This window comes from Variovorax sp. GW823-FHT04B03, from assembly GCF_058796495.1.
Window position 1 is genome coordinate 61,403 of the sequence record NZ_JBXAIT010000005.1, and the last position, 25,816, is coordinate 87,218.

Here is a 25,816-nt window from a genome sequence, read left to right on the forward strand (position 1 = left end):
GCATGGCCAAATTCTTTATCGACCGACCTATCTTCGCGTGGGTGATCGCACTGTTCATCATCGTGGTGGGCGGCGTCGCCATCACGCAGTTGCCGATCTCGCAGTACCCGCCGGTGGCCCCGCCGGCCATCGTGATCAACGTCGCCTACCCCGGTGCCTCCGCACAAACGCTCGAGGACAGCGTGCTGTCCGTGATCGAGCGCGAGATGAACGGCTCGCCCGGACTGATCTACATGGAATCGGTGGCCCAGGCCGACGGCACCGGCGCCATCACCATCAGCTTCGAGGCCGGCACCAACGAAGACCTCGCGCAGGTGGACGTGCAGAATCGGCTCTCGCGCGCCACGCCGCGGCTGCCCTCGGCCGTGACGCAGCAGGGCGTGCGCGTGGACAAGTCGCGCAACAACTTCCTGCTGTTCGCGATGCTGTCCTCGGACAACCCCGACTTCGACCCGGTGGCGCTCGGTGACTATGCCGCGCGCAACATCGTGCCGGAACTGCAGCGGATCGACGGCGTGGGCCAGGCCCAGCTGTTCGGCTCCGAGAACGCGATGCGCATCTGGATCGACCCGGCGAAGCTGCAAGGCTTCAACCTGTCGGCCAACGACGTCAATGCCGCGATCCGCGCGCAGAACGCCCAGGTGGCCTCGGGCACGCTCGGCGACCTGCCGAACATCCCCGGCCAGGCGATCTCCGCCACGGTCACGGTGAACGGCCAGCTCAACAGCGTCGAGCAGTTCCAGAACATCGTGCTGCGCGCCAACACCGACGGCTCGACCGTGCGCCTCAAGGACGTGGCGCGCGTCGAACTCGGCGGCCAGAACTACGCCACCTCCGCGCGCCTGAACGGCGTGCCCGCGGTCGGTATCGGCGTGCAGCCCACGCCCACCGGCAACGCGCTGAAGTCGGCCAAGGCCGTGCGCGCCAAGATGGCCGAGCTGGAGCGCTACTTCCCCAAGGGCGTGAAGTGGGACATTCCTTATGACAGCTCGCGCTTCGTGCAGATCTCGATCTCCGAAGTGGTGAAGACGCTGTTCGAGGCCATCGCACTGGTGTTCCTGGTGATGTTCCTGTTCCTGCAGAACTGGCGCTACACGATCATCCCGACGATCGTGGTGCCCATTGCACTGCTGGGCACCTTCGCCACGCTGCTCGCACTCGGCTTCTCGATCAACGTGCTCACCATGTTCGGCATGGTGCTGGTGATCGGTATCGTGGTGGACGACGCCATCGTGGTGGTGGAGAACGTCGAGCGCATCATGAGCGAAGAGGGGCTGTCGCCGCTCGACGCCACGCGCAAGGCAATGCAGCAGATCTCGGGCGCCATCATCGGCGTGACCGTGGTGCTGATCTCGGTGTTCGTGCCGCTGGCCTTCTTCGCGGGTTCGACCGGCAACATCTACCGCCAGTTCTCGGCGGTGATGGTGGCCTCGATCGGCTTCTCGGCCTTCATGGCGCTGTCGCTCACGCCGGCGCTGTGCGCCACGCTGCTCAAGCCGGTGGAAGCCGGCCACCACCATGAGAAGCGCGGCTTCTTCGGCTGGTTCAACCGCGGCTTCTCGCGCACGGCCAAGGGCTACGAAGGCGTGGTCGCGCGCATCCTGCGCCGCGCTGCACGCTACCTCGTGATCTACGCCGCGATCATCGGCGCCGTCGCGTACTTCTACACGCACCTGCCGAGCTCGTTCCTGCCCGAGGAAGACCAGGGCAACATCATCGTGAACGTGCAACTGCCCCCGGGCGCGACGCAAGAGCGTTCGCTGTCGGTGATGCAGCAGGTCGAAGGCTTCATCCTGAAGCAGCCTGAAGTGCAGAGCATCGTGAGCGTGATGGGCTTCAGCTTCTCCGGCCAGGGCCAGAACGCGGGCCTCGCCTTCGTGACGCTGAAGGATTGGGAAGAACGCAAGGACCCGGCCAACTCGGCCAGCGCGCTGGCAGGCCGTGCCTTCGGTGCGCTGTCGGGCATCCGCGACGCCTTCATCTACCCGCTGAGCCCGCCGCCGATTCCCGAGCTGGGCAACGCCAGCGGCTTCAGCTTCCGCTTGCAAGACCGCGCAGGCGCGGGCCACGAGGCACTGATCAACGCGCGCAACCAGCTGCTGGGCATGGCCTCGCAGAGCAAGATCCTCGCGCAGGTGCGCCCTGACGGCCTGGAAGACGCGCCGCAGCTGGAGATCGACATCGACCGCGACAAGGCCAACGCCCTGGGCGTGAGCTTCGACGCGATCAACAGTGCGCTGTCGACCTCGCTGGGTTCGAGCTACATCAACGACTTCCCGAACCGCGGCCGCCTGCAGCGCGTGGTGGTGCAAGCCGATGCGCCGGCACGGATGCAGCCGGACGACCTGCTGCGCCTGAACGCCGTCAACACCAAGGGCCAACCGGTGCCGCTGTCGGCTTTCGCAACCACCAAGTGGGTCTCGGGCGCCACGCAGACCGTGCGCTACAACGGCTACCCCGCCATCCGCATCAGCGGTGACGCGGCGCCGGGCCAGAGCACGGGCGCGGCCATGGCCGAGATGGAAAAGCTCGCCGGCCAGCTGCCGCAAGGCTTCGGCTTCGAGTGGACCGGCCAGTCGCGTGAAGAAAAGCTCGCCGGCTCGCAGGCCATGATCCTGTACGGCTTCGCGATCCTGGCGGTGTTCCTCTGCCTGGCCGCGCTGTACGAGAGCTGGTCGATCCCGCTGTCGGTGATCCTGGTGGTGCCGCTGGGCGTGCTGGGCGTGCTGGTGGCGACGATGCTGCGCGCCTATTCGAACGACGTGTACTTCCAGGTGGGCCTGATCACCATCATCGGCTTGTCCGCGAAGAACGCGATCCTGATCATCGAGTTCGCGAAAGACCTGCAGGCGCAGGGCCGCGGCGTGGTCGAGGCCGCGCTCGAGGCCGCGCACCTGCGGTTCCGTCCCATCATCATGACCTCGCTGGCCTTCGGCCTGGGCGTGCTGCCGCTGGTCCTGGCTTCGGGCGCAGGCTCGGCGAGCCAGCGTGCCATCGGCACCGGCGTGCTCGGCGGCATGGTGACCGGCACGGTCCTGGCCGTGATCTTCGTGCCGGTGTTCTTCGTGGTGGTGCGCACGCTGTTCAAGGGCAGCGCGCGCCAGCACGAGGCCGACAAGCGGCATGCGGCAGCGGCCGGCATCACGGGAGATACCACACACCATGACTAAGAAACCTCTGATCCCCACCGTGCTGGCCGCCGCGATGCTGCTGGCAGGCTGCTCGCTGATCCCGACCTACGAGCGCCCCGCGGCGCCGGTGCCGACGACCTACCCGGGTGACCCGGCACAGCCGTCGGGCCCCGCCGCGGCCGCCCTGCCCTGGCAGGACTTCTTCACCGACCCGCGCCTGGCGGGCCTGATCCAGACGGCGCTGGCGAACAACCGCGACCTGCGCGTGTCGGTGCTCAACATCGAGCAGGCGCGCGCGCAGTTCCAGATCGAGCGCTCGGCGCTGTTCCCGGCGCTCGGCCTCACGGGCACGGGCTCGCGCTCGAGCCCCAACGCCTACCAGGCGATCGATCCGACGCAGGGCAGCGTGGCCTCGCAGTACGCGGTCAACTTCGGCTTCACCGCGTGGGAGCTCGACTTCTTCGGCCGCATCCGCGCGCTGAAGGACCAGGCGCTGTCGCAGTACCTCGCCACCGAAGAGTCGCGCAAGGCCGCGCAGATCAGCCTGATCGCGGCCGTGGCCAGCGGCTGGCTCACGCTGCTGGCCGACGACGAGCTGCTCGAGATCACGCGCCAGACCATGGTCACGCGCGACGAGTCGGTGCGCCTGACCAAGCTGCGCTTCGACAACGGCGTGTCGTCCGAGATCGACTTCCAGGCCGCGAACTCGCAGGCCGAGACCGCGCGCGCCGCCTATGCGCAGCAGCAGCGTGCCCGCCTGCAGGACGAGAACGCGCTCGCCCTGCTGCTGGGCGCGCCGGTGCCGGCCGAGGCCACCGCCGGCGGCACCAAGGGTCTCGCGGGCATCCGCCCGATGCCCGACGTGCCGGCCGGCCTGCCCTCCGACCTGCTGACCGAGCGGCCCGACATCCGTGCGGCCGAGCAGCAGCTGATTGCGGCCAACGCCAACATCGGCGCAGCGCGTGCGAACTTCTTCCCGCGCGTGTCGCTCACGAGCTCGATCGGCACCGCGAGCAGCGAGTTCTCGAACCTGTTCGATCGCGGCACCAAGGCCTGGAGCTTCGCGCCCACGGTCACGCTGCCGATCTTCGATGCGGGCCGCAACATCGCGGGGCTCAACTCGGCCAAGGCCGGGCGCGAGATCGCGGTGGCGCAGTACGAGAAGTCGGTACAGACCGCGTTCCGCGAAGTGGCCGACGCACTCGCGGGCCGCGCCACGCTGGGCGAGCAGGCGCGCGCGCAGACCGCGCAGGCCGACGCCGAGGCGGTGCGCTACAAGCTGTCCGACCTGCGCTATCGCAACGGCATCGCCAGCGCGCTCGACCTGCTCGACGCACAGCGTTCGCTGTTCACGGCGCAGCAATCGGCGGTGGCCACGCGCCTGCTGCAGCTGCAGAACCAGGTCACGCTGTACAAGACGCTGGGTGGCGGCTGGGCCACACGCAACAACGGTTGAGACACCTGCGCGTCCGATATGGAGAGGTCAATTGCCCGCGCGGGCAAAGGGCCTCTCTATAATCGCCGGTTGGTTAGAAAAAGCCCCCGACGAGCCCCCCGTTATTGAGGACGCCATGAGCGCAGACCCGCACAACCAGGCCACAGAAGAAGCCCATACCGGCCCGATCAAGAACCCGAAGCAACTGCTGCTCGCGGTATTTTTCTCTTTCATCATTCCGATCCTGATCATCGTGGGCCTCGTGTCCTATGTGGTCTCGGGCACCAAGCCCGCCGGTACCGCGGAGGGCGACAACATGGCGCTCTACGGCGTGACCAAGGAATCGCGCGACCGTGAAGTGGCCGAGCGCCTCAAGAAGGTCGGCTCCATCGAGATCCGTGACGCCAACCGGCCGCTGGCCGCTGGCGATGCCGTGTTCAAGGCCCAGTGCGTGGCCTGCCACGGCGCCCCCGGCATCCCCGGTGCCCCGCACCTGAACGACGCCGCAGCCTGGGGCCCGCGCATCGGCCAGGGCTACGCGACGCTGCTCGAGCACGCGCTCAAGGGCAAGGGCGCCATGCCCGCCCAGGGCGGCGGCGACTTCGAAGACATCGAAATCGGCCGTGCCGTGGTGTACCTGGCCAACGCCGGTGGCGCCAAGTTCCCGGTGCCGGACCGCCCGGCAGCGGCTGCCGCGCCGGCCGAAGGTGCTTCGGCTGCGGCCAGTGCGCCTGCCAAGTAAGCGATCGACGGCGCCTTGCGCCCATGAAAAAACCGGCTCTCAGGCCGGTTTTTTTACGCCCGGAGAATCCGGATTGCTATCTTTTCAATAGCTATACAGCCACGCCTGCATGGCGTTCTGCTGGGCTCAGCACATGGCTGAAGCGCCCCGGCAGGTCGGCCGCGCGCACCGGCTCCGGCGTCCAGACGCCCTGCTCCACGGCCTCGGCGGCGATGCCCACGTCCTGCGTGTGCACCAGCCCGAGCCCCGCCGGGGCCACGAGGTAGAGCCGGCCTTCTTCGTCGAGCAGGCAGCCCGACACCTCGGCCGGCGCGCCCGTGTGGGCCGTGACCGTGAAGGCGCCCGCGCCCTGCTGCGCCACGCGCCACACCAGCGGCGCCGCCTCCAGCTCGACATACACGCGCTGCGGTCCGTTCTGGAAGAACCACTGCCCGTCGGCGTCGTGCTCGTAGTTGCGATGGATGAAGTCGATCAGCTTGTCGTGCCGCAGCATCGAGCCCTTGGCACTGCGAAACGGGCCCTGCGCCTGCGTGCGGTCGTCGCGCATGTACCAGTTGCCGCGCGCGTCCAGGCCGAGCCAGCCGTAGCAGTGCGGCACGTTCGGCCACTTGGCCAATGCCTGTTTGACGATGTCATCCATGGGCCGTATTTTGCGCCCGCGTCGACGAGAGGTGGTGGGCCAGCCACCCTCCTACGCGCTCAGGCATTCCGCCCACGTGCCCCGGCGGCAGGCCGAGCGGAAAGCCCACGTGGCCGCCGCCCGCGGGCTGCCACAGCGTGACGTGCGACCCGACCTCGCTGGGCCCCGGCAGGCTGCGGGCCGGAATGAAGGGGTCGTTGCGGGCGTTCACCACCAGCGCGGGCACGCGGATCGCGCCCAGCAGCGGCTTGGACGAGCCGCGCGCCCAGTAGTCGTCGGTGTTGCGAAAGCCGTGCAGCGGGGCCGTGAACACGTCGTCGAAGTCGTAGAGATCGCGCGCTGCCATCAGCCGGTCGCGGTCGAACAGGCCCGGGAACTGCGCCAGCTTGGCCAGCGCCTTGGGCTTCATGGTGGCGAGGAACATGCGCGTGTAGACCAGCCGGTTGAAGCCGCGCCCGATCGCCTCGCCGCCCGCCGCGAGGTCGAGCGGCGCGCACACCGACGCCACCGCGTCGACCGAGGCCCGTGCGCTCTCGCCGGCCTCGCAGGCCCAGCGCAGCAGCGCATTGCCGCCCAGCGAAACGCCGGCCGCCAGCACCGGTCCGCCGCCGCCCTGCACCACGTGCTGCGCGTGCATGCGCCGCAGGATCCAGTCGATTTCCTCGTAGTCGCCCGAGTGGTAGGCGCGCGGCGCGAGGTTCAGCTCGCCGCTGCAGCCGCGAAAGTGCGGCACCGCGAAGGCCATGCCGCGCGCGGCGGCAAAAGCCGCGAAGGCCTCGGCGTAGTGGCTGCGCGACGAGCCCTCGAGCCCGTGGAACAGCACCAGCAGCGGCCGGGGGCCGGGCTGCGGCGCATCGACGAAGTCGACGTCGATGAAGTCGCCGTCCGGCGCGGTCCAGCGCTCGCGGCGGTACACCGGCGCGGGCCCGTCGAAGCGGCGCGCGCACAGCGCGGCCCAGATGGTCTGCAGGTTGCCGCCGGGCAGCCAGCGCGGGGCGTCGTAGCCCATCGCATCGTGCGCGGCGGGCGACGCGGAATTCGGTGAGAAAGAGGAAGAAGGAAAGGGAGAGGCCATCGCTCGAAGCAGGACTCAGTGCAGGACCTGCGGTGGATCGTTCGCGTCGTCCGGCTCGCGCGCGCTGCCCGGGCTCGCGTGGTGCGCCACCATGCGCCAGCCCTGCGCGGTCTTGTGATACACGTTGGTGGCCAGCACGAAGGCATGGCGCGGCCCCTCGGCCGTGAGCACCTCGATGCGCTCCAGCACGTTGTGCACGGCGCTCGCCAGCGACTCGATCTTGCGCACGCGCGCCGGCGTCGCATGGATGGCGCCGTTGGCGAACATCTGCTCGAAGGCCGCGCGGATCGCCACCGCGCCCACCAGCCGCGGGCCGCCCGGGTGCACGCAGAACACCTCGTCCTCGTCGGCCCAGCAGGCCATCAGCGCATCGACATCGCCGCGTTGCAGCGCTTCATAGAAGGCGGCCTCGACATCGTCGGCAGTGCCGCCGATGGCCGCGGCGGCGCGGAAAGGGGTCTTGGGCATGGCGGTGAAGGGCGAGAGCGAAGGGGGTAGGCCGGATTTTGCCCTGCCCATGTCACGGCCATGTGGCAGCAGGCGACCCGGCCGTGGGTGCTTCGGGCGCGGACGCGGGAATCAGCCACGCGCGCGCCGCCGCCTCGGTGGCGCCCTGCGCGGCCTGCCACACCATCTCGGGCGCGGCCACGTGCACGCCGGGCGGCGCCACGCGCAGCGCGAGGTCGACCAGCTCGGCCATCTTGGGCGCACGCACAGGTTGCTCGTTGGCCGGCACCATGAACCGCATGATCGACAGCATCCAGGCCGCGAGCCGCTCGCCCATGTTGGCCAGGCGCACGGCGGTGGGCTTGCGCGCCGAGCGCAGCAGGATCACGCGCTCGAAGCCGCAGGCGACCACGGCCTGCTCGTCGAGGCTGGCCAGCCCGCGCTTGAGCGCCTCGGGCAGCCGGCCGCGGTCGTGCGGCTGCACGATGGCCAGCGTGCGCACGCCGCTGGCACGCAGCCAGCGCGCCAGCTCGGGCAGGTCGGCGGGCTCGGGGTGCCACAGCGCGCGCTCGCGGCCGTGGTACAGGCGCGGCGGGTCGAAGGCGACCACCGCCACGTCGGCCGCGACCAGCGGCCACTGCGCGATCGGCAACGCCGGACACTGCACCGTCTCGACGCCGGGCAGCCCGTCGTGCATGGGCTCGCGCGCCAGCACGCGCGTGTGCTGGAAGCGGTGGCGGCCCGCGAGCCGGTGCAGCAGCTCCTGGCCAAGCGCGCCGGTCGCACCCGCGATCAGCAGCGTGCCGGTGGGCGGCGCGGCAGCGGGCGGAACCGCGCGGTTCGCGGCCTGCAGGGCGTGGAGGGGATCGAGGGCCATGACCCCATCTATGCTAACTTCGGCCTCCTTCTGCGGAGGTAATGCAAATGATGATGAAGCGCTGGTTCCTGATTCTCGCGGCCGTCCTGTCCCTCAGCGGATGCGGCTACAACCAGTTCCAGTCCCTCGACGAGGCCAGCAAGTCGGCCTGGAGCGAGGTCCTCAACCAGTACCAGCGGCGTGCCGACCTCGTACCGAACATCGTCGCCACCGTGAAGGGCGAAGCCAGCTTCGAGCAGGACACGCTCACCAAGGTGATCGAGGCGCGCGCCAAAGCCACCTCGATCCAAGTGACGCCCGAGACGCTCAACAACCCCGAGGCCTTCAACAAGTTCCAGCAGGCGCAGGGCGAGCTGTCGTCGGCGCTGTCGCGGCTCATGGTGGTGTCGGAGCGCTACCCCGAGCTCAAGGCCAACCAGGCCTTCCGCGACCTGCGCGTGACGCTCGAGGGCACCGAGAACCGCATCACCGTGGCGCGCAACCGCTACATCGAGAGCGTGCAGGAGTACAACGTGCTCGCGCGCAGCTTCCCGACCAACCTCACGGCCATGGTCTTCAGCTACAAGCCCAAGGCGAATTTCTCGGTGCAGAACGAAGCCCAGATCTCGACGCCGCCCACGGTCGATTTCAGCACCCCCAAGAAGTAAGAAGCGGCGCCGATGGCCGCTGCCCTGATCCGCCGCGCACTGGCAGCGATCTTCATCGCGGCCCTCGCCTGGGCCGGCCTGCCCGCACTGGCGCAAAGCCTGCTGCCGATCCCCACGCTCACGGCGCGCGTGATCGACCAGACCGCCACGCTCGACGCCGCGCAGCGCTCGGGCCTCGAAACCAAGCTCGCGGCCTTCGAGCAGCGCAAGGGCTCGCAGATCGTGGTGCTGATGGTGCCGACCACGGCGCCCGAAGACATCGCGAGCTACGCGCAGCGCGTGGGCGACGCCTGGAAGATCGGCCGCAAGGGCGTGGGCGACGGCCTCCTGGTCATCGTTGCCAAGGACGATCGCAAGATGCGCATCGCCACCGCCAAGACGCTCGAAGGCGCGGTGCCCGACCTCGCGGCGGTGCGCATCATCGACGAGGAGATGAAGCCGCGCTTTCGCAACAACGACTTCGCGGGCGGCCTGAACGCGGCAGTGGACCGGCTCATCGGCCTGGTCGACGGCGAGCCGCTGCCCGAGCCTTCGCGCAACAGCAGTAGCGGCAGCAGCAACGACGGCTTCGACTGGGAGAACCTCGCGATCTTCCTGTTCGTCGGTGTCTTCGTCGGCGCGCCGATCGCGCGCGCCATCCTGGGCAAGACGATGGGCTCGGTCGCCATGGGCGGCGGCATCGGTGTGGTCGCGTTCTTCCTCACGACCAGCACCGTGATCGCGGTGATCGCCGGGCTGATCGCGCTCATGGTCTCGCTGTTCTCCGGCCTTGCCGGGTTCGGCCCCGGTCGCGGCGGCCGAGGCGGTGGTGGCGGAGGTGGCTGGAGCAGTGGTGGAGGTGGCGGCGGCTGGAGCAGCGGCGGCGGAGGTGGCGGCGGCGGATTCAGCTCCGGCGGCGGTGGCAATTTTGGCGGCGGCGGCGCTTCGGGAGACTGGTGAACCTCATGGCAACTGCAGACCCCACGCTCTTCTCGAAGCTGGGCCGCATCTGGCGGCATCGCTGGACCGACGAAGCCGCGGTGCGCCGCGTGCTGCCGGCCGACGCGATGCAGCGCCTGGCCGGCCGCGTGGCCGCGAGCGAGCGGCGCCACAGCGGCGAGATCCGCATCTGCGTCGAGGCCGGCCTGCCGATGTCCTACCTGTGGCGCCACGCACCGCCCCGGGAGCGCGCCGTGACGCTGTTCGGCAAGCTGCGCGTGTGGGACACCGCGCACAACAACGGCGTGCTGATCTACCTGCTGCTGGCCGAGCACGCCATCGAGATCGTGGCCGACCGCGGCATCGACGCCCATGTGGGCTCCGCCGAATGGGCCGCCATGACGCAGCGCATGGCCGTGGCCTTCCGCGAAGGCCGCTTCGAAGACGGCATCACGCTGGCGCTGGAAGAGGTGTCGGCGCTGCTGATGGCCCACTTCCCGCTGGCCGACGACCAGCCCGACACCAACGAGCTGCCCGACGCGCCCGTGGTGCTCTGAGGCCCGGCGCCTTGCAATCCGTGTACATGGCCCCTATTTTTCGGGCATGACCGAATCCGAATCGCTGCACATCGTCTGCCCGCACTGCCACACGACCAACCGCGTGCGCACGGCGCAACTGGGCAGCGCGCCCGACTGCGGCAGCTGCCACCGCCCGCTGTTCACCGGCCACTCCACCGCACTGCCCGACGTGGCCACCTTCGATCGCCACATCGCGCGCAACGAGATACCGGTGCTGGTCGATTTCTGGGCGCCCTGGTGCGGCCCCTGCCGCCAGATGGCGCCGGCCTACGAACAGGCGGCGGCCCAGCTCGAGCCGCAGGTGCGGCTGGCCAAGGTCGACACCGAGGCGGTGCAGGCGCTGGGCGCGCGCTTCAACATCCGCAGCATCCCGACGCTGGCGCTGTTCAAGGGCGGCCGCGAGGTCGCGCGGCAGGCCGGCGCGATGGGCGCGGCCGACATCGTGCGCTGGGTCAAGGCGAACGGCGCGGGCTGATCCAGCAACCGGCCGCGCTCACTTGCGCGGCGGCATCTTCGCCATCGCGTCGAGCATGTTCATCTTCATGCCGTTGCCCATGACCATGTCGCCCGGCTTCTGGCCCGGCTTGCAGGGGCCGACCCACTTGGCGTCGACGACGCTCGTGCCTTCGGTGCGCCCCATCAGCGGCGGGCTGTAGGTCGACTTGCTTTCGACGCGGTAGGCGCTGCTGAAGTCGCCGCTCATCACGGCGCGCGAGGTCGCGGTGGTGGGGCCGATCTTGCAGACCGAGTCGATGACCAGCTTCACGCCTTCGAGGCGCAGGTCCTGCTTGGAACACATGTCCTTGCCCATGCCCTGGCCCATCTCGCGCATCGCCTTGTCAGTGGCCGCGTCGATGCATTGCTGGATCGTCTGGCCCGGCGCCTTGGCCGTGGCCGCACCGCCCTCCCCGGTCTGGATTTCCCACAGGCCCGGCTTGCGTGCCGGGTAGTCGATGGCCAGCGCGGGGCCGGCGAGAAGACAGGCGACGGCAGCGAGGGAGAACAGGCGAAGGGTCATGGCGGGCTCGGTGGACGGCGATGCCGCTTTGTACCGTCGGCGCCCGCGCGGCGGAATACCGCGATCGGTCTAAGCCGCCCGCGCCGTACCCGGCACGAGCGCCGCCGATGGGCGCTCGCGCAACGCGAAGCCCAGCGCCAGGCCCAGCCCGAGGCCGCCCAGCACATCGATCAGCACATGCTGGCGCACGGCCATCGTCGAGTACACGATGGCCACGGCCCAAATGACATTGAGCAGCCGCAGCCAGCCCGGCGCGCCGGCTTCGCGCAACTGCCGCGCCAGCACCATGCAGGCGAACACCGAGAACGACACGTGCAGCGACGGAAAAGCGTTGCCCGCCGCGTCGAAGGTCTTGAGGAAGTGCAGCGACGAACCCGGCGCGGCATCGATCGCGAAGTTCGGGATCGCCGTCGGCATCCACCAGAACACGGCCAATGCGATCGCCGTCATCACCGCGCAGCCGATGGCGATGGTGTTCAGCTCGCGCCGGTCCCTGGCCAGCAGCACCGGCAGTGCGATGTAGGCCCACAGCGTGAGGTACACCGGCAGCATCGCCGGCCAGAACGCGATCAGCCGGTCGACGGCCGTGAGCGGCAGCACCCACGCCGGCCCGGCGTGGTGCATGACCCAGAAGTACAGCGGGAAGAAGCCCAGCGTGGCGACGGTGTTGCCGGCCAGCTTGAGCAGCCACAGCGTCCGGCAGCGCTGCCAGAGGGCGCGCGGCCATGAAGGCTGAGGCGAAGGGGCGTCGAAAGAAGATGAGGAGGAGTGCGTCATGGCGGCCGCTGGTGCCGCGGCCTCGCCTCGTTTCAACGAGGCCCGTGCGCGGCTACCAGGGCGTCCACTTTAATTCGCTTCCAGCCGACGCCACCGTGCGCTCGATGAAGCGCACGCCGCGCGCCCCGTCTTCCACGCGCGGATAGTCCGCCGCCAGCGGATCGGCCGCCTGCCCCGCGAGCCGCGCGCGGATGTCCGCCGCCACGCCCGCATAGACGTTCGCGAACGCCTCGATGAAGCCTTCGGGATGGCCGGCCGGCAGACGGCTCGCGCGCCGCGCCGACTCGCACAGCCAGGGCGCGCCGCGCGTGAGCACGCGCCGGGGCCCGTCGTGCGGCAGGTGCACCAGTTGGCTCGGCTGCTCCTGACGCCATTCGAGCGTGCCCAGCGTGCCGGAGACGCGCAGGCGCAGGTCGTTCTCCAGCCCGGTGTTGATCTGCGAGGCCACCAGCACGCCGCGCGCGCCGCCCTGGAAGCGCAGCAGCAGGCTGCCGTCGTCGTCGAGCAGGCGGCCCGGCACCAGCGCGCCGAGGTCGGCGCACAGGCTCTCGATCTCCAGGCCGGTGACGGTGGCCACGAGGTTCTCGGCATGCGAGCCGATGTCGCCGATGGCGCCGGCCGCGCCGCTGCGCGCGGGGTCGGTGCGCCAGTCGGCCTGCTTGTTGCCGCCCGCGGCTTCCACGTGGCTGGCGAGCCAGCCCTGGTTGTATTCGACGACGACCTTGCGGACCTCGCCGATCTGGCCCGTGCGCACCATCTCGCGCGCCTGCCGCACCATCGGGTAGCCGGTGTAGTTGTAGGTCACGCCGAACACCGTGCCCTGCTTCGCCACGGTGGCGACCAGCGCATCGGCCTGCGCGCGCGTGTGCACCAGCGGCTTGTCGCACACCACATGGAAGCCCGCCTCCGCGAAGGCCTGCGCCACCGGGTAGTGCACGTGGTTGGGCGTGACGATCGAGACGAAGTCGATGCGCTCATCGGCCGGGCGCTTCAGCTCGTCGGCCAGCAGCGCCTGCCAGTCGCCGTGGTTGCGGTCGTCGGCCAGGCCGAGGTCGCGGCCGGAGGCGCGCGCCTTGTCCGGGCTCGACGACAGCGCGCCGGCGACCAGCGCGATCTGGCCGTCGAGCGCCATGGCCTTGCGGTGCACGGCGCCGATGAAGGCGTCGCGACCGCCGCCGACCATGGCGCAGCGCAGGGGACGTGAAGCGATCTCGGTCACCTTAGAACGGCGAGTTCGGGTGGTAGAAATCCTTGGCGTTCTCTTTGGTGATCAGCACCGACGGAATGATCGTGGTCGCCGGCAGCTTCTCGCCCTTCAGGCGCGCCTCGGCCGTGAGCTTGATCGCGTCGTAGATGAACTTGGGCGAGTAGCTCACGTCGGCCGTGATGCGCTTGTCCTTGCCGTCCATGATGGTCTTGACCATGTCCTTGGCGCCGGCGCCGCCGAACACGATCTTGATGTCGTCGCGCTTGGCCTGCGAGATGGCCTTGAGCACGCCCACGGCCATGTCGTCGTCGGCGGCCCAGATGGCGTCGATCTGTTTGAAGCGCGTCAGGTAGTCCTGCGTGACCTTGAAGGCGTCGTCGCGGTTCCAGTTGGCGTACTTGGCGTCGAGCAGCTTGATGTCGGGGCTGCCCTTGAGCACCGCGTTGAAGGCGTCCATGCGCTCGTTGTCGAGCGTGGTCGCGATGCCGCGCAGCGCCACCACATTGCCCTTGCCGCCGAGCTGCTTGACGATGTACTCGGCCGGGATCTTGCCGAAGGCCGTGTTGTCGCCGGCCACGTACGCGTCCTGCGCGCTGGTGTCGGTCAGGCCGCGGTCGACCACGGTGACGTACGCGCCCTTGGCCTTGACCTGCGCGACCGGCTTGGTGAGCGCGGCCGATTCGAACGGGAACACGACGAGTGCGTTGATCTTGGTGACCGTCGACAGGTCCTGCAGCTGGTTGGCCTGCTCGGGCGCATTGGCTGCGGTCTTGATCGTGATCTTCAGGTCCTTGTGCTGCTTCTCGAGGTCCTTCTTCGCCTGGTTGGCCCAGTAGTTGATGCCGCCCATGAAGCTGTGCGTGGCCGCGGGAATCGACACGCCGAGGTTGACCTTGTCCGCGGCAAGCGCGGGCAGGCTGGCGGCGAACGCTGCGGTGGCAACCGCCGTGAGCGCGAGGCGTCGGGTGAAAGTCGTCATGCTGGATGTCTCCTCTTTGGTGGTGGAACGGAACGAACGAACAACGAAAAACTAGCGCCGGCCTCTTTGGAGGAACGCGACGACGATGATCACGAAGCCCTGGACGGCTGCGTTGAGGTACACGCTGATGATGCTGGTGAGGTTCAGGATGTTGCTGATGACCGAGAGCAGGATCGCGCCCACCACCGTGCCGGTGATGCTGCCCGCGCCGCCCTTCAATGCGGTGCCGCCGACGATCACCGCGGCGATCGCTTCGAGCTCCCACAGCAGGCCGGTGGTCGGCGAGGCCGAGCCCAGGCGCGGCACGTACAGCAGCGTGGCAATGCCCACGCACACGCCGAGCAGCACGTAGGTGAGAATCTTCACGCGGTCGACGTCCACGGCCGCGTAGCGCGCCACCTGCTCGTTGGAACCGATGGCCTGCACGTAACGCCCATAGGCGGTGCGGTTCAGGATGACACCGCCGATGACCGCGACGATCACGAACACCCACACCGGCACCGGGATGCCTGCGAGGCTCGCGTAGTACACCGGCGCGTAGAGGTCCGACAGCTCGTTGTCGAGCGTGAGCGCGCCGCCGTCGGCAAAGTACGTGAGGTACGCGCGGAAGATGCCCAGCGTGCCCAGCGTCACGATGAAGGGCTCGATGCGCCCCTTGGTGATGAGCAGGCCGTGCGCCAGGCCGAACAGCGCGCCCAGCACCACGGCGAGCACCGCGCCCATCATCACCGCCATCAGCGGCGAGCCCGAGGCGGGGCCGGCCCAGTTGATGAACATGATCACGCTGCCCGCGATGAGTGCGGCCATCGAGCCCACCGACAGGTCGATGCCGCCCGAGATGATCACGAAGCACATGCCCACCGCGATGATGCCGATGAAGGCGGTGCGCGTGAGCACGTTCATCGCGTTGTCGACGGTCGCGAAGTCGCTGTTGAGCAGCGTGCCCGCGATGCACAGCAGCACGAGACCGATGACCGGGCCGAGGCCGTGCAGGCGCTCGGTCCAGCGCGGCTTGGCCTCGCTGCGATGCGCTGCTGCCGCGGTGACGGCCGCTTCAGGCTGCGGTGGAGGTGTCTGCAGTTCCGGTGGCATGAGCGATGAGCTCCTCTTCAGTCAGGTGGGTCGCGTCGAGCGTGGCAACGAGCCGGCCCGCGCGCATCACCGCGACGCGGTGGCACAGGCCGATCAGTTCCATCAGCTCGGACGAGACGACGATCACCGCGAGGCCTTCGCGGGCGAGTCGCTGGATCAGGAAATAGATGTCGCGCTTGGCGCCGATGTCCACGCCGCGTGTGGGCTCGTCGAGCACCACCACCTTGGGCTGCGGCTGCAGCACCTTGGCGAGCGCGAGCTTCTGCTGGTTGCCGCCCGACAGCGACGAGGCCCGCACGTCGAGCGAGCCGGTGCGGATGCCGTAGTCCTTCACCGCCTCGCCGAGTGCCGCGCGCTCCGCGTCGGGCTTCAGCCAGGGCTGCGCGTAGCGCTCGAGCGCCATCAGCGTGAGGTTCTGACGCAGGCCGAAGTGCACGTGCAGGCCCTTGCCCTTGCGGTCTTCGCTGAGGTAGGTGAGGCCGTGTTTCGCGGCATCGCGCGGGTTGCGCCAGCCCTTGCCGTGCGGCACGGGCTCGCCGCGCATCTCGACCGCGCCACTGGCCGGGCGCAGCCCGAGCAGGCCCTCGAAGAGTTCAGTGCGGCCCGCGCCGACGAGGCCCGCGAAGCCGAGGATCTCACCGGGGCGTACTTCGAAGCTCGCGTCCTGCGCCCAGCCGGGCACGCTGAAGTTGCGCACGCGCAGGGCGGGCTTGTCGGCCGCCACGACGAGGTCGCGCGGCGGGTACAGGTCGGCGAGTTCGCGGCCCACCATGAGGTTGGCCATCTGCTGGCGCGAGACCTCGGGCGTCGGTGCGCGCGCCACGAAGCGGCCGTCGCGCATCACGATCACCTCGTCGGTGACCTGCTCCACCTCGTCGAGCTTGTGCGAGATGTAGACGATGGTCACGCCGTCGGCGCGCAGCTGGGCGATGAGCTTGAACAGGCGCTCGGTCTCGCCGGGCGTGAGCGTGGCGGTGGGCTCGTCCATGACGAGCAGGCGCGCGCGACGGGCGATGGCCTTCGCGATCTCGACGAGCTGCTTCTCGGCGACGATGAGGCGGCGCACCTTGGTGCGCGGGTCGATGGCCAGGCCGACGGCGGCGAGCGCGGCGGCGGCATCGCGCTCCATCGCGGCGTCGTCGAGCAACCAGCCTTTTTTCTTTTCATGGCCCAGGAAGATGTTCTGCGCCACGCTGAGGTCTTCGGCGAGGTTGAACTCTTGGTGGATCAGCACGATGCCCAATGCCTCGGCATCGCGCGAGCTCGTGAAGCTTTGCGGCTGCCCGTTGATGCGCAAGGTGCCGCTGGTCAGCGACTCGTAGCCCGACAGGATCTTCATCAGCGTGGACTTGCCCGCGCCGTTCTCGCCGAGCAGGCCGTACACGCGACCCGGCGCGAGCGCGAAGCTCACGCCGTGCAGCACCTGCACCGGGCCGAAGGCCTTCACCACGCCGTCGAACTCGACGGCCACGCTGCCCTTGGTTGCCACGGGGTTCGTCATGGCGCCACCCCGCGCGCCTTGAGCGTTTCCTGCATCGCCAGCACGCCCGCGCCGACGAGGCCGCCCTGCGTGCCCAGCGGCGTGTATTGAATCTCCAGGTGCCGCGTCGACAGCGCGAGCGAGCGTTGGTAGACGCTCTGGCGCACGGCCGCGAGAAACAGCGGCCCGATGCGCGTGATGCCGCCGCCGATGAACACGTGCGAAGGATTGAAGAAGTTGACGACCGACGCGAGCATCTGCCCGATCAGGCTGCCCGCGCGCTGGATGATGGCGTTGGCCGCCGGGTCGCCGCCGCGGCTGGCCTGCCCCACGTCGAAGGCATCGATGCGCCCGCGCGTGCGCAGGCATTCGGCGAGCGTCGCGCTTTCGCCGGCTTCGGCCGCCTGCATCGCCATGCGCGTGATCGCTGGGCCGGCCGCCATCGCCTCGACGCAACCCAGGTTGCCGCAGTGGCAGCGCGGGCCTTCCTGGTCGACGCAGATGTGGCCCACGTCGCCGGCCGAGCCGGCCGCGCCGCGGTACACCTCGCCGTGGCAGACGATGCCGCAGCCGATGCCGGTGCCGATCTTGATCACGAGGAAATTGGAGAGCGAGCGCCGCAGCCGCCACAGCTCGCCGAGTGCCATCAGGTTGACGTCGTTGTCCACGAACACGGGCGCCGCATAGTCCTCGCGCAGGTAGTCGCGGATCGAAAAGCTGTCCCAGGCCGGCATGAGCGGCGGGTTCACGAGCTGGCCGATCTCGAAGTTGACGGGGCCGGGCACGCCGATGCCGATGCCCAGCACGTTCCGTGGGCCCTGCCCGCAGCGGGCCAGCAGTTCGCGCATGAGCACGCGCACACGGGCCAGCACCACGGCCGGGCCTTCGCGCACGTCGGCGGCTTCCTCGTGCTGGGCCAGCACCGTGAGGTCGGGACGCAGCACCGCGACATCGAGGCTGGTGGCGCCGATGTCGATGCCGACGAGCACGCCGAGTTCGGCATTGAGCTGGAGGTTTTCGGCGCGGCGTCCGCCCGAGGAGCGCTGCAGGCCGGCCTCGGCCAGCAGGCCCTGGTCGACCAGGCCGGCGATGAGCGCGTTGGCCTTGCTCTTGGAGAAGCCCAGCTGCTCGGCCATGGCATGGCGAGAGCCGCCGGCCGACCAGAAGGTCGATTCCAGCAACCGCATTTCGTCGGTCGTGATGCCGCTCCAGGGTGCCACGCGTGTTGTCTCCGCTCTTCTTGTGGGAAAGGCGCCGGTCAAGAAAGCACCGGTCGCCGGGCGAAGGCGAATACTAGGAGGGCATCTTCAGCCGGGCAAGGCTGAACTTCGACCTATTTCAGATCGAATGCACCTTCATCCTGGCTCGGACGGACGAAAAAAAGCCGCCCGGAGGCGGCTTTTTCTTGGCTTCTGCCCGAGGGCAGCGGCATTGATTACTTCTTTTGGCGGTACTTGCGCAGCGCAGCGATCTGCGCAGCCATCACGGCCAGTTCCGACTGCGCCATCGCGATGTCGATGTCGCTCTTCGCGTTCTTCAGCGCTTCCTCGGCGGCCGCCTTGGCCTTGTTGGCCTTCTCGTCGTCGAGGTCCTTGCCGCGGATCGCGGTGTCGGACAGCACGGTGACAGCGTCGGGCTGCACTTCGAGGATGCCACCGGCCACGAAGACGAACTCTTCGCCGCCGTCGGCCGTCTCGATGCGCACGGCGCCGGGGCGGATGCGCGTGATCAGCGGCGTGTGACGCGGATAGATGCCGAGCTCACCGGCTTCACCGGGCAGCGCGACGAACTTGGCTTCGCCCGAGAAGATCGACTCTTCCGCGCTGACCACGTCGACGTGAATGGTGTTTGCCATCTGAGTTCCCATGCCGCCTTAGGCGACCTTCTTGGCTTTTTCGAACGCTTCGTCGATGGTGCCGACCATGTAGAACGCTTGTTCCGGCAGGTGGTCGGCTTCGCCGTTCACGATCATCTTGAAGCCGCGGATGGTTTCCGACAGCGGCACGTACTTGCCCGGCGAACCCGTGAACACTTCGGCCACGTGGAACGGCTGCGACAGGAAACGCTGGATCTTGCGAGCGCGGGCCACGGCGAGCTTGTCGTCGGGAGCCAGTTCGTCCATGCCCAGAATCGCGATGATGTCGCGCAGTTCCTTGTAGCGCTGCAGCGTGCCTTGCACGGCGCGGGCCACGTTGTAGTGCTCTTCGCCGACCACGTTCGGGTCGAGCTGGCGCGAGGTCGAGTCCAGCGGATCCACGGCGGGGTAGATACCCAGCGAAGCGATGTCACGCGACAGCACCACGGTCGAGTCCAAGTGGGCGAAGGTCGTGGCAGGCGACGGGTCGGTCAAGTCGTCGGCAGGGACGTACACGGCCTGGATCGAGGTGATCGAGCCGACCTTGGTCGACGTGATCCGCTCTTGCAGACGGCCCATTTCCTCGGCCAGCGTCGGCTGGTAGCCCACGGCGGAAGGCATGCGGCCCAGCAGTGCCGACACTTCGGTACCGGCCAGCGTGTAACGGTAGATGTTGTCCACGAAGAACAGCACGTCGCGGCCTTCGTCGCGGAACGACTCGGCGATGGTCAGGCCGGTCAGGGCCACGCGCAGACGGTTGCCCGGGGGCTCGTTCATCTGGCCGTAGACCATGGCGACCTTGGAGTCTTCGAGCTTCTCGAGGTTCACGACGCCAGAGTCGGCCATCTCGTGATAGAAGTCGTTGCCTTCACGGGTACGTTCACCCACACCGGCGAACACCGACAGACCCGAGTGGGCCTTGGCGATGTTGTTGATGAGTTCCATCATGTTCACGGTCTTGCCCACGCCGGCACCACCGAACAGGCCCACCTTGCCGCCCTTGGCGAACGGGCACACCAGGTCGATCACCTTGATGCCGGTTTCCAGCAGGTCCTGCGAGGGCGACAGTTCGTCGTACGCGGGGGCCTTGCGGTGGATGGAGGCGGTCAGCGTCTGGTCGACCGGACCACGCTCGTCGATGGGCGCGCCCAGCACGTCCATGATGCGGCCCAGCGTCGCCTTGCCCACGGGCACGGTGATGGGGGCTTGCGTGTTGGTCACGATCAGGCCGCGGCGCAGGCCGTCGGAAGAACCCAGCGCAATCGTGCGGACCACGCCGTCGCCGAGCTGCTGCTGGACTTCGAGCGTCAGTGCGCTGCCTTCGAACTTGAGGGCGTCGTAGATCTTGGGCATCTTGTCGCGCGGAAATTCCACGTCGACCACAGCGCCAATACACTGAACGATCTTGCCTTGAACTGCTTCTGCTTGAGCCATGTCTGCTCCGATAAAAATTTAAATCTGTTGAGGTCCGAAGGGCTCAGACACCGGCGGCCGCCGCAGCGCCCGAAACGATTTCCGAGAGCTCCTTGGTGATGCCAGCCTGGCGGGTCTTGTTGTAGACCAGCTTCAGCTCGCTGATCACATTGCCTGCGTTGTCGGTGGCGGCCTTCATGGCCACCATCCGCGCCGAATGCTCGGACGCCATGTTTTCTGCCACGCCCTGGTAGACCAGCGACTCGACATAGCGGACCAGCAGCTCGTCGATCACGCTTTGCGCATCGGGCTCGTAGATGTAGTCCCACGAGTGCTGGCCTTCCTCGACTTGCAGCGAGTCAGCGGCCAGCGGCAGCAGCTGCTCGACGAGCGGCTCCTGCTTGATCGTGTTGATGAACTTCGTGTAGCACAGGTACACGGCCGAGAGCTTGCCTTCCGCGTAAGCGTCCAGCAGCGTCTTGACCGGGCCGATGAGCTTGTCCAGATGCGGCGTGTCACCCAGGTGGGTGACGTGCGCCACCACGCGGGCACCGATGCGGTTCAGGAAGCCCAGGCCCTTGCTGCCGATGGCGACCGACTCGATCGCCACGCCGGCCGACTGCGCTTCGCGCAGCTTGGCCGTCACGGCGCGCAGCAGGTTGGTGTTCAAGCCACCGCACAGGCCCTTGTCGCTCGTCACGATGATGAAGCCGATCGCCTTGGCGTCGTTCTTCTTCATGAAGGCGTGCGTGTACTCGGGATTCGCCTTGCCAAGGTTCGCCGCGATGTTGCGGATCTTCTCGCTGTAGGGGCGTGCGGCACGCATGCGCTCTTGCGCCTTGCGCATCTTGGAAACCGAGACCATTTCCATGGCCTTGGTGATCTTCTTGGTGTTCTCCACCGATTTGATCTTGCCGCGGATTTCCTTACCAGCTGCCATATGAGCTCCTTCTTGCGTCGGTCAAAAGGTCGCTCAGGCGAACGACTTCTTGAACGAGGTGGCTGCGGCCAGCAGTTCGGCTTCGGCGTCCTGGCACACCTTCTTGAAGGCCTGCTTTTCCGCGCTGTCGTCCGGCTTGGCCGGCTTGACGTCCCACTTGGCACCATGCTTTTCCATGGTTTCGAGCAGGGCGGCGTGGCTCGTCTTCAGCAGCTGGTGGAAGCCGTGTTCGAACGGGAGCACCTTCTTGACGTCGATGTCGTCCATGAAGCCCTTGTTCACTGCGAACAGCGTGGCATTCATCAGCGAGATCGGCAGCGGGCTGTACTGGGTCTGCTTGAGCAGTTCCGTCACGCGCGCACCGCGGTCGAGTTGCTTGCGGGTCGCTTCGTCCAGGTCGGAAGCGAACTGCGCGAACGCGGCCAGTTCACGGTACTGGGCCAGGTCGGTACGGATACCGCCCGACTGGTTCTTGATCAGGTTGGTCTGCGCCGACGAGCCCACGCGCGACACCGAGATACCGGCGTTGATGGCGGGACGGATACCGGCGTTGAACAGGCTGGTTTCCAGGAAGATCTGGCCGTCGGTGATCGAGATCACGTTGGTCGGAACGAAGGCGGACACGTCGCCGGCTTGCGTTTCGATGATCGGCAGGGCCGTCAGCGAACCGGTCTTGCCCTTGACTTCACCCTTGGTGAAGGCTTCGACGTAGTCGGCGTTCACGCGGGCTGCGCGCTCGAGCAGACGGCTGTGGAGATAGAACACGTCGCCGGGGTAGGCTTCGCGGCCTGGCGGGCGGCGCAGCAGCAGCGACACCTGACGGTAGGCCACGGCTTGCTTGGACAGGTCGTCATAGACGATCAGGGCGTCCTGGCCGCGGTCGCGGAAGTATTCGCCCATCGTGCAGCCCGAGTAGGCCGACACGTACTGCATGGCAGCCGATTCGGAGGCCGAAGCAGCCACGACGATGGTGTAGTCCATCGCGCCGGCTTGTTCCAGCGAGCGCACCACGTTCTTGATCGACGAAGCCTTCTGGCCGATCGCAACGTAGACGCAGGTCATGTTCTGACCCTTCTGGTTGATGATCGCGTCGATGGCCACGGCGGTCTTGCCGGTCTGGCGGTCGCCGATGATCAGCTCGCGCTGGCCACGGCCGACGGGCACCATCGAGTCGATCGACTTCAGGCCGGTCTGCATCGGCTGGTCCACGGACTTCCGTGCGATCACGCCCGGAGCGACCTTTTCGATCACGTCGGTCATCTTGGCGTTGATCGGACCCTTGCCGTCGATCGGCTGGCCCAGTGCGTTCACCACGCGGCCGATGAGCTCGGGGCCCACGGGCACTTCCAGGATGCGGCCCGTGCACTTGACGGTGTCGCCTTCGGAGATGTGCTCGTACTCGCCCAGAATCACGGCGCCGACCGAGTCGCGCTCGAGGTTCAGCGCCAGGCCGAACGACGGCGTGCCGTCAGCCGTGGGCGGGAATTCCAGCATTTCGCCTTGCATCGCGTCCGACAGGCCGTGCACGCGCACGATGCCGTCGGTCACCGAGACCACGGTGCCCTGGTTGCGGATGTCGGCGCTGACGCCAAGGCCTTCGATACGGCTCTTGATCAGTTCGGAAATTTCTGCGGGATTGAGTTGCATGACTCTTTCCTTCTTTCAATAAATAGGGCCAACCGCGGCTCGCCGCCTCAGGCGGTGAGCGCTGCTTTCATTTGTTCGAGACGCGCCTTGACGGAGGTGTCGAGGACTTCGTCCCCCACCACCACACGGATGCCGCCGATCAGCGAAGGATCGGATTCCACACGCGTGTTCAGCGGGCGACCGAAACGGCGCTGCAGTGCCACGGCGACCTCGGCGAGGCTCGCCGCGTCGATCGGGAAGGCGCTGTAGATCACCGCGTCGGCCGTGCCGCCCTTGGCGTTCTTGAGCTCGCGGTACTGGGCCGCGACTTCAGGCAATGCAGCAAGCCGGCCGTTGTCGATCACCGTGCGCAGGAAGTTCTTGCCGGTGTCCGGCAAGGCTTGCGGCAGCAGACCGGAGATCAGATCGAAGATCTGTTCCGGCGACACCTTCGGGTCGGCAGCGAACTGCAGGAGCTGCGGATCGGCAGTGATGGCGGCCAGCTGGCCGATCCAGCCGGCCGTGCCTTCGAGGTCGCTCGAAGTAGCCTCGAAGAGCGCGTCCGCGTAGGGGCGGGCAATGGTCGCAAGTTCGGCCATATCGTCCTCAGAGCTCGGTCTTCAGGCGCTGGAGCAGGTCGGCGTGGACACCGGCATTGACTTCCTTGCGGAGAATCTGCTCGGCACCCTTGACGGCCAGCGCAGCAACCTGCTCACGCAGGGCTTCACGGGCACGCACGGACTGCTGTTCGGCTTCGGCGTGCGCGTCGGCCACGATCTTGTTGGCCTCCACCGTTGCACGGCCCTTGGCCTCTTCGATGATCTGCTGGGCGCGGCGCTCGGCATCGGCCAGGCGGCTGGTGGTCTCGTTGCGAGACTGAACCAGTTCCTGCTCGACGCGCTGGTTGGCGGAAGCGAGTTCAGCCTTGGCCTTCTCGGCGGCCGCCAGGCCCGCAGCGATCTTTTGTGCGCGTTCATCCAAAGCCTTCGCGATGGGCGGCCACACGAATTTCATCGTGAACAGCACCAGCAGCAGGAAGACGATGGCCTGAACGAACAGGGTCGCGTTGATACTCACGGCAACACCTTTCTGGAGTGGCGTTGAACCGGCTTACTTGGGCAGGTTGGCCAGCAGGGTCGCGGCGAACGGGTTGGCGAAGGCGAACAGCAGGGCGATGGCCACGCCGATCAGGAAGGCCGCGTCGATCAGACCAGCCAAGATGAACATCTTGGTCTGCAGGTCGTTCATGAGCTCAGGTTGACGGGCCGACGATTCCAGGAACTTGCCACCCATCAGCGCGATGCCGATGGAAGCACCGATGGCGCCGAGACCGACGATCAGACCACAAGCGAGAGCGACGAGACCGAGAATGTTTTCCATGATGACTCCTTAGAACAGATTTAAAGCAAACGAAAAGAAAAAGGGAAACTCAATGCGCCTCATGCGCCTGGCCCAGATAGATCAGGGTCAGCATCATGAAGATGAAAGCCTGCAGCGTGATCACCAGGATGTGGAAGATCGCCCAGACAGTGCCGGCAATGATGTGCCCGATGGGCAGCATCACACCGGAGAACGAGGCCGCCATGGCACCGCCCATGAGGGCGATGAGCATGAAGACGAGCTCGCCCGCATACATGTTGCCGAACAACCGCATGCCGTGCGAGACCGTCTTGGCCAGGTACTCGATGACCTGCATCAGCAGGTTGACGGGCCACAGCAGAGGGTGGGCACCGAAGGGCGCGGTGATCAGCTCGTGGCCCCAGCCGCCCAGGCCCTTGACCTTGACGCTGTAGAAGAGGCACAGGAGCAGCACGGAAGTGGAAAGACCGAGCGTGGTCGAGAGGTCGGCGGTCGGCACGGCACGCATGTAGGCGTGGTGCGGATCGTGGCCCAGTGCCGAGTAGACCTGGGTCCAGATGGCCGGCAGCAGGTCGACCGGCAGCATGTCCATCGCGTTCAGCAGGAAGATCCAGACGAACACGGTAAGCGCCAGCGGGGCAATGAACTTGCGGCTCGCGGCGTTGTGCACGTTGGCCTTGGCCTGGTTGTCGACCATCTCGACCAGGATCTCGACCGCCGCCTGGAAACGGCCGGGCACGCCGGGCGTTGCCTTGCGGGCAGCCAGCCACAGCACGAAGCAGCCCAATGCGCCGATGATCAGCGCATAGAGCACCGAGTCGAGGTTGATGACGTTGAAGTCAACAATGGCGGATTGAACGACGGGCTTGAGGCTCCAGTCGACTTGCCAGTGCTGGAGGTGGTGAACGATGTATTCACTCGCGGTCGGGGCGTGTCCTTCGGCGGCCATCTTTCAGCGTCTCTCTTCCAAAACAGTCAAATCCGGTTCAAAAATTTGGGCCGCACCAGCAGTGCCACCCAGTACATCTTCATGGCGACCACCACGCCAGCCACCATGGCCAGCCAGACGAGCCCCCCGATCAGCCACGGCGCCGCGGCCAGCAAGGCAACGGTCAGCGCGATCTTGATCATCTCCCACACAAAAAACCTCAACATGACAGCCTGCGACGGCATGCCCGGTTTGCGCCGGACACCGCGGACAAACAAGGCCGCGGGGATCGCTACTGTCATGGCTCCGTAAAACGCCGAGATTGCAGCCTCGGATCGCGCCGTCCAGATCCACGCCAGACAAGCTACCACCACGCCTGCAGCCACTTGGGCTGCGATCACCCACCAGGGTGACAGCTCGGGGTTTTGCTCGCGCAACTTCTGGGCCTCTTCGGCCGTCAGTGGCTTGAAATCGGATTCTTCGGCGTCAACCTCAGGGACAGGGGCGTTGGTTGTCATTCGAATGCACCCCGTGTTTGTCCCCGGAGAATTTTACAAAGCCATTGATTATAAGTAAAACCTAGCGGGGTCCCGCCATAACGTGACACTTCGTCGACAGTTCTGCACCGAGTGTGGCGTCCGCCCATAATTTG

The 25,816-nt window shown here is 67.4% G+C and carries 27 protein-coding genes; 7 read left to right on the plus strand and 20 right to left on the minus strand.

Annotation, left to right across the window (positions count from 1 at the left end):
* The first annotated feature begins 2 nt into the window (after nucleotides 1-2).
* From AC1RAD_RS21210 to AC1RAD_RS21220, 3 genes are all read left to right on the plus strand, one after another.
* Entirely contained in the window at nucleotides 3-3,170 is a 3,168-nt protein-coding gene (locus tag AC1RAD_RS21210; protein WP_062481757.1) for an efflux RND transporter permease subunit, read from the plus strand.
* A complete protein-coding gene (locus AC1RAD_RS21215; RefSeq protein WP_062481759.1) occupies nucleotides 3,163-4,587 on the plus strand; it encodes an efflux transporter outer membrane subunit in 1,425 nt (474 codons plus the stop codon). Before AC1RAD_RS21210 ends, AC1RAD_RS21215 begins: the two co-directional genes overlap by 8 nt.
* A 115-nt stretch (nucleotides 4,588-4,702) precedes the next feature.
* Nucleotides 4,703-5,308 (plus strand): c-type cytochrome, encoded by a 606-nt coding sequence (locus tag AC1RAD_RS21220; RefSeq protein ID WP_062481762.1) that lies wholly within the window; start codon nucleotides 4,703-4,705, stop codon nucleotides 5,306-5,308.
* Nucleotides 5,309-5,399: 91 nt separating this feature from the next.
* On the opposite strand, the gene AC1RAD_RS21225 is transcribed toward AC1RAD_RS21220, so the two are convergent.
* From AC1RAD_RS21225 to AC1RAD_RS21240, 4 genes are all read right to left on the minus strand, one after another.
* Nucleotides 5,400-5,948, minus strand: a complete 549-nt coding sequence (locus tag AC1RAD_RS21225; RefSeq protein ID WP_492737032.1) for a DUF2946 family protein — start codon at nucleotides 5,946-5,948, stop codon at nucleotides 5,400-5,402.
* Nucleotides 5,941-6,957 carry a YheT family hydrolase gene (locus AC1RAD_RS21230; protein WP_492737034.1) on the minus strand — a complete coding sequence of 339 codons (1,017 nt, stop codon included), beginning with the start codon at nucleotides 6,955-6,957 and terminating at the stop codon, nucleotides 5,941-5,943. The genes AC1RAD_RS21225 and AC1RAD_RS21230 overlap by 8 nt, the downstream gene beginning before the upstream one ends.
* Nucleotides 6,958-7,038: 81 nt before the next feature.
* Nucleotides 7,039-7,491 (minus strand): YybH family protein, encoded by a 453-nt coding sequence (locus AC1RAD_RS21235; RefSeq protein WP_062481770.1) that lies wholly within the window; start codon nucleotides 7,489-7,491, stop codon nucleotides 7,039-7,041.
* A gap of 52 nt (nucleotides 7,492-7,543) precedes the next feature.
* On the minus strand, nucleotides 7,544-8,347 hold the full coding sequence (locus AC1RAD_RS21240) for a hypothetical protein (RefSeq protein ID WP_492737036.1): 804 nt from the start codon (nucleotides 8,345-8,347) through the stop codon (nucleotides 7,544-7,546).
* Nucleotides 8,348-8,394: 47 nt separating this feature from the next.
* Here AC1RAD_RS21240 and AC1RAD_RS21245 point away from each other — a divergent pair, with 47 nt between their 5' ends.
* From AC1RAD_RS21245 to trxC, 4 genes are read left to right on the plus strand one after another with little or no spacing between them, the layout of a single operon-like run.
* Complete coding sequence (locus AC1RAD_RS21245) at nucleotides 8,395-8,994, plus strand: LemA family protein (RefSeq protein WP_492737038.1); 600 nt, start codon at nucleotides 8,395-8,397, stop codon at nucleotides 8,992-8,994.
* Nucleotides 8,995-9,006: 12 nt separating this feature from the next.
* Nucleotides 9,007-9,933: a TPM domain-containing protein gene (locus AC1RAD_RS21250; RefSeq protein WP_492737039.1), complete on the plus strand. Its 927-nt coding sequence runs from the start codon at nucleotides 9,007-9,009 to the stop codon at nucleotides 9,931-9,933.
* 5 nt (nucleotides 9,934-9,938) lie between these two features.
* Nucleotides 9,939-10,469: a TPM domain-containing protein gene (locus AC1RAD_RS21255; protein ID WP_070063861.1), complete on the plus strand. Its 531-nt coding sequence runs from the start codon at nucleotides 9,939-9,941 to the stop codon at nucleotides 10,467-10,469.
* 46 nt (nucleotides 10,470-10,515) lie between these two features.
* Nucleotides 10,516-10,965, plus strand: a complete 450-nt coding sequence (gene trxC / locus AC1RAD_RS21260; protein WP_070063801.1) for a thioredoxin TrxC — start codon at nucleotides 10,516-10,518, stop codon at nucleotides 10,963-10,965.
* Nucleotides 10,966-10,983: 18 nt separating this feature from the next.
* On the opposite strand, the gene AC1RAD_RS21265 is transcribed toward trxC, so the two are convergent.
* The 16 genes from AC1RAD_RS21265 to AC1RAD_RS21340 form a co-directional block, all read right to left on the minus strand.
* Nucleotides 10,984-11,508 carry a DUF3617 domain-containing protein gene (locus tag AC1RAD_RS21265; RefSeq protein ID WP_492737040.1) on the minus strand — a complete coding sequence of 175 codons (525 nt, stop codon included), beginning with the start codon at nucleotides 11,506-11,508 and terminating at the stop codon, nucleotides 10,984-10,986.
* 69 nt (nucleotides 11,509-11,577) lie between these two features.
* Complete coding sequence (locus AC1RAD_RS21270; protein ID WP_492737041.1) at nucleotides 11,578-12,285, minus strand: phosphatase PAP2 family protein; 708 nt, start codon at nucleotides 12,283-12,285, stop codon at nucleotides 11,578-11,580.
* Between the two features lie 52 nt (nucleotides 12,286-12,337).
* Nucleotides 12,338-13,468, minus strand: a complete 1,131-nt coding sequence (locus AC1RAD_RS21275; RefSeq protein ID WP_492737569.1) for a Gfo/Idh/MocA family protein — start codon at nucleotides 13,466-13,468, stop codon at nucleotides 12,338-12,340.
* Between the two features lie 37 nt (nucleotides 13,469-13,505).
* The gene (locus tag AC1RAD_RS21280; protein ID WP_062480193.1) at nucleotides 13,506-14,471 is read right to left on the minus strand and encodes a substrate-binding domain-containing protein; all 966 of its coding nucleotides are present in this window, start codon (nucleotides 14,469-14,471) and stop codon (nucleotides 13,506-13,508) included.
* Between the two features lie 51 nt (nucleotides 14,472-14,522).
* The gene (locus AC1RAD_RS21285; RefSeq protein WP_492737042.1) at nucleotides 14,523-15,563 is read right to left on the minus strand and encodes an ABC transporter permease; all 1,041 of its coding nucleotides are present in this window, start codon (nucleotides 15,561-15,563) and stop codon (nucleotides 14,523-14,525) included.
* Nucleotides 15,526-17,064, minus strand: a complete 1,539-nt coding sequence (locus AC1RAD_RS21290; protein WP_492737044.1) for a sugar ABC transporter ATP-binding protein — start codon at nucleotides 17,062-17,064, stop codon at nucleotides 15,526-15,528. The genes AC1RAD_RS21285 and AC1RAD_RS21290 overlap by 38 nt, the downstream gene beginning before the upstream one ends.
* A complete protein-coding gene (locus tag AC1RAD_RS21295; RefSeq protein ID WP_139705568.1) occupies nucleotides 17,061-18,230 on the minus strand; it encodes an ROK family protein in 1,170 nt (389 codons plus the stop codon). The genes AC1RAD_RS21290 and AC1RAD_RS21295 overlap by 4 nt, the downstream gene beginning before the upstream one ends.
* 248 nt (nucleotides 18,231-18,478) lie before the next feature.
* Complete coding sequence (locus AC1RAD_RS21300) at nucleotides 18,479-18,898, minus strand: F0F1 ATP synthase subunit epsilon (protein WP_062480186.1); 420 nt, start codon at nucleotides 18,896-18,898, stop codon at nucleotides 18,479-18,481.
* An 18-nt stretch (nucleotides 18,899-18,916) separates the two neighbouring features.
* Nucleotides 18,917-20,332: a F0F1 ATP synthase subunit beta gene (atpD, locus tag AC1RAD_RS21305; RefSeq protein WP_062480184.1), complete on the minus strand. Its 1,416-nt coding sequence runs from the start codon at nucleotides 20,330-20,332 to the stop codon at nucleotides 18,917-18,919.
* Nucleotides 20,333-20,375: 43 nt separating this feature from the next.
* Nucleotides 20,376-21,251, minus strand: coding sequence for a F0F1 ATP synthase subunit gamma (gene atpG / locus AC1RAD_RS21310; protein ID WP_062480182.1), 876 nt, complete (start codon nucleotides 21,249-21,251; stop codon nucleotides 20,376-20,378).
* 33 nt (nucleotides 21,252-21,284) lie between these two features.
* Nucleotides 21,285-22,898, minus strand: a complete 1,614-nt coding sequence (gene atpA, locus AC1RAD_RS21315; protein ID WP_062480180.1) for a F0F1 ATP synthase subunit alpha — start codon at nucleotides 22,896-22,898, stop codon at nucleotides 21,285-21,287.
* A gap of 47 nt (nucleotides 22,899-22,945) precedes the next feature.
* Entirely contained in the window at nucleotides 22,946-23,476 is a 531-nt protein-coding gene (locus AC1RAD_RS21320; protein ID WP_492737046.1) for a F0F1 ATP synthase subunit delta, read from the minus strand.
* A 7-nt stretch (nucleotides 23,477-23,483) separates the two neighbouring features.
* Nucleotides 23,484-23,954: a F0F1 ATP synthase subunit B gene (locus tag AC1RAD_RS21325; protein WP_062480176.1), complete on the minus strand. Its 471-nt coding sequence runs from the start codon at nucleotides 23,952-23,954 to the stop codon at nucleotides 23,484-23,486.
* A 33-nt stretch (nucleotides 23,955-23,987) separates the two neighbouring features.
* Nucleotides 23,988-24,257 (minus strand): F0F1 ATP synthase subunit C, encoded by a 270-nt coding sequence (gene atpE, locus AC1RAD_RS21330; RefSeq protein ID WP_056576471.1) that lies wholly within the window; start codon nucleotides 24,255-24,257, stop codon nucleotides 23,988-23,990.
* Between the two features lie 49 nt (nucleotides 24,258-24,306).
* Entirely contained in the window at nucleotides 24,307-25,185 is an 879-nt protein-coding gene (gene atpB, locus AC1RAD_RS21335) for a F0F1 ATP synthase subunit A (RefSeq protein WP_062480174.1), read from the minus strand.
* Nucleotides 25,186-25,211: 26 nt separating this feature from the next.
* Nucleotides 25,212-25,682 carry an ATP synthase subunit I gene (locus tag AC1RAD_RS21340; RefSeq protein WP_056576477.1) on the minus strand — a complete coding sequence of 157 codons (471 nt, stop codon included), beginning with the start codon at nucleotides 25,680-25,682 and terminating at the stop codon, nucleotides 25,212-25,214.
* Between the last annotated feature and the right edge of the window lie 134 nt (nucleotides 25,683-25,816).

Coding starts and splice junctions, on each gene's coding strand:
- AC1RAD_RS21210 (WP_062481757.1), top strand. CDS start 3: ATGGCCAAATTCTTTATCGACCGACCTATCTTCGCGTGGGTGATCGCA.
- AC1RAD_RS21215 (WP_062481759.1), top strand. CDS start 3,163: ATGACTAAGAAACCTCTGATCCCCACCGTGCTGGCCGCCGCGATGCTG.
- AC1RAD_RS21220 (WP_062481762.1), top strand. CDS start 4,703: ATGAGCGCAGACCCGCACAACCAGGCCACAGAAGAAGCCCATACCGGC.
- AC1RAD_RS21225 (WP_492737032.1), bottom strand. CDS start 5,948: ATGGATGACATCGTCAAACAGGCATTGGCCAAGTGGCCGAACGTGCCG.
- AC1RAD_RS21230 (WP_492737034.1), bottom strand. CDS start 6,957: ATGGGCTACGACGCCCCGCGCTGGCTGCCCGGCGGCAACCTGCAGACC.
- AC1RAD_RS21235 (WP_062481770.1), bottom strand. CDS start 7,491: ATGCCCAAGACCCCTTTCCGCGCCGCCGCGGCCATCGGCGGCACTGCC.
- AC1RAD_RS21240 (WP_492737036.1), bottom strand. CDS start 8,347: ATGGCCCTCGATCCCCTCCACGCCCTGCAGGCCGCGAACCGCGCGGTT.
- AC1RAD_RS21245 (WP_492737038.1), top strand. CDS start 8,395: ATGATGATGAAGCGCTGGTTCCTGATTCTCGCGGCCGTCCTGTCCCTC.
- AC1RAD_RS21250 (WP_492737039.1), top strand. CDS start 9,007: ATGGCCGCTGCCCTGATCCGCCGCGCACTGGCAGCGATCTTCATCGCG.
- AC1RAD_RS21255 (WP_070063861.1), top strand. CDS start 9,939: ATGGCAACTGCAGACCCCACGCTCTTCTCGAAGCTGGGCCGCATCTGG.
- trxC (WP_070063801.1), top strand. CDS start 10,516: ATGACCGAATCCGAATCGCTGCACATCGTCTGCCCGCACTGCCACACG.
- AC1RAD_RS21265 (WP_492737040.1), bottom strand. CDS start 11,508: ATGACCCTTCGCCTGTTCTCCCTCGCTGCCGTCGCCTGTCTTCTCGCC.
- AC1RAD_RS21270 (WP_492737041.1), bottom strand. CDS start 12,285: ATGACGCACTCCTCCTCATCTTCTTTCGACGCCCCTTCGCCTCAGCCT.
- AC1RAD_RS21275 (WP_492737569.1), bottom strand. CDS start 13,468: ATGGTCGGCGGCGGTCGCGACGCCTTCATCGGCGCCGTGCACCGCAAG.
- AC1RAD_RS21280 (WP_062480193.1), bottom strand. CDS start 14,471: ATGACGACTTTCACCCGACGCCTCGCGCTCACGGCGGTTGCCACCGCA.
- AC1RAD_RS21285 (WP_492737042.1), bottom strand. CDS start 15,563: ATGCCACCGGAACTGCAGACACCTCCACCGCAGCCTGAAGCGGCCGTC.
- AC1RAD_RS21290 (WP_492737044.1), bottom strand. CDS start 17,064: ATGACGAACCCCGTGGCAACCAAGGGCAGCGTGGCCGTCGAGTTCGAC.
- AC1RAD_RS21295 (WP_139705568.1), bottom strand. CDS start 18,230: ATGCGGTTGCTGGAATCGACCTTCTGGTCGGCCGGCGGCTCTCGCCAT.
- AC1RAD_RS21300 (WP_062480186.1), bottom strand. CDS start 18,898: ATGGCAAACACCATTCACGTCGACGTGGTCAGCGCGGAAGAGTCGATC.
- atpD (WP_062480184.1), bottom strand. CDS start 20,332: ATGGCTCAAGCAGAAGCAGTTCAAGGCAAGATCGTTCAGTGTATTGGC.
- atpG (WP_062480182.1), bottom strand. CDS start 21,251: ATGGCAGCTGGTAAGGAAATCCGCGGCAAGATCAAATCGGTGGAGAAC.
- atpA (WP_062480180.1), bottom strand. CDS start 22,898: ATGCAACTCAATCCCGCAGAAATTTCCGAACTGATCAAGAGCCGTATC.
- AC1RAD_RS21320 (WP_492737046.1), bottom strand. CDS start 23,476: ATGGCCGAACTTGCGACCATTGCCCGCCCCTACGCGGACGCGCTCTTC.
- atpE (WP_056576471.1), bottom strand. CDS start 24,257: ATGGAAAACATTCTCGGTCTCGTCGCTCTCGCTTGTGGTCTGATCGTC.
- atpB (WP_062480174.1), bottom strand. CDS start 25,185: ATGGCCGCCGAAGGACACGCCCCGACCGCGAGTGAATACATCGTTCAC.
- AC1RAD_RS21340 (WP_056576477.1), bottom strand. CDS start 25,682: ATGACAACCAACGCCCCTGTCCCTGAGGTTGACGCCGAAGAATCCGAT.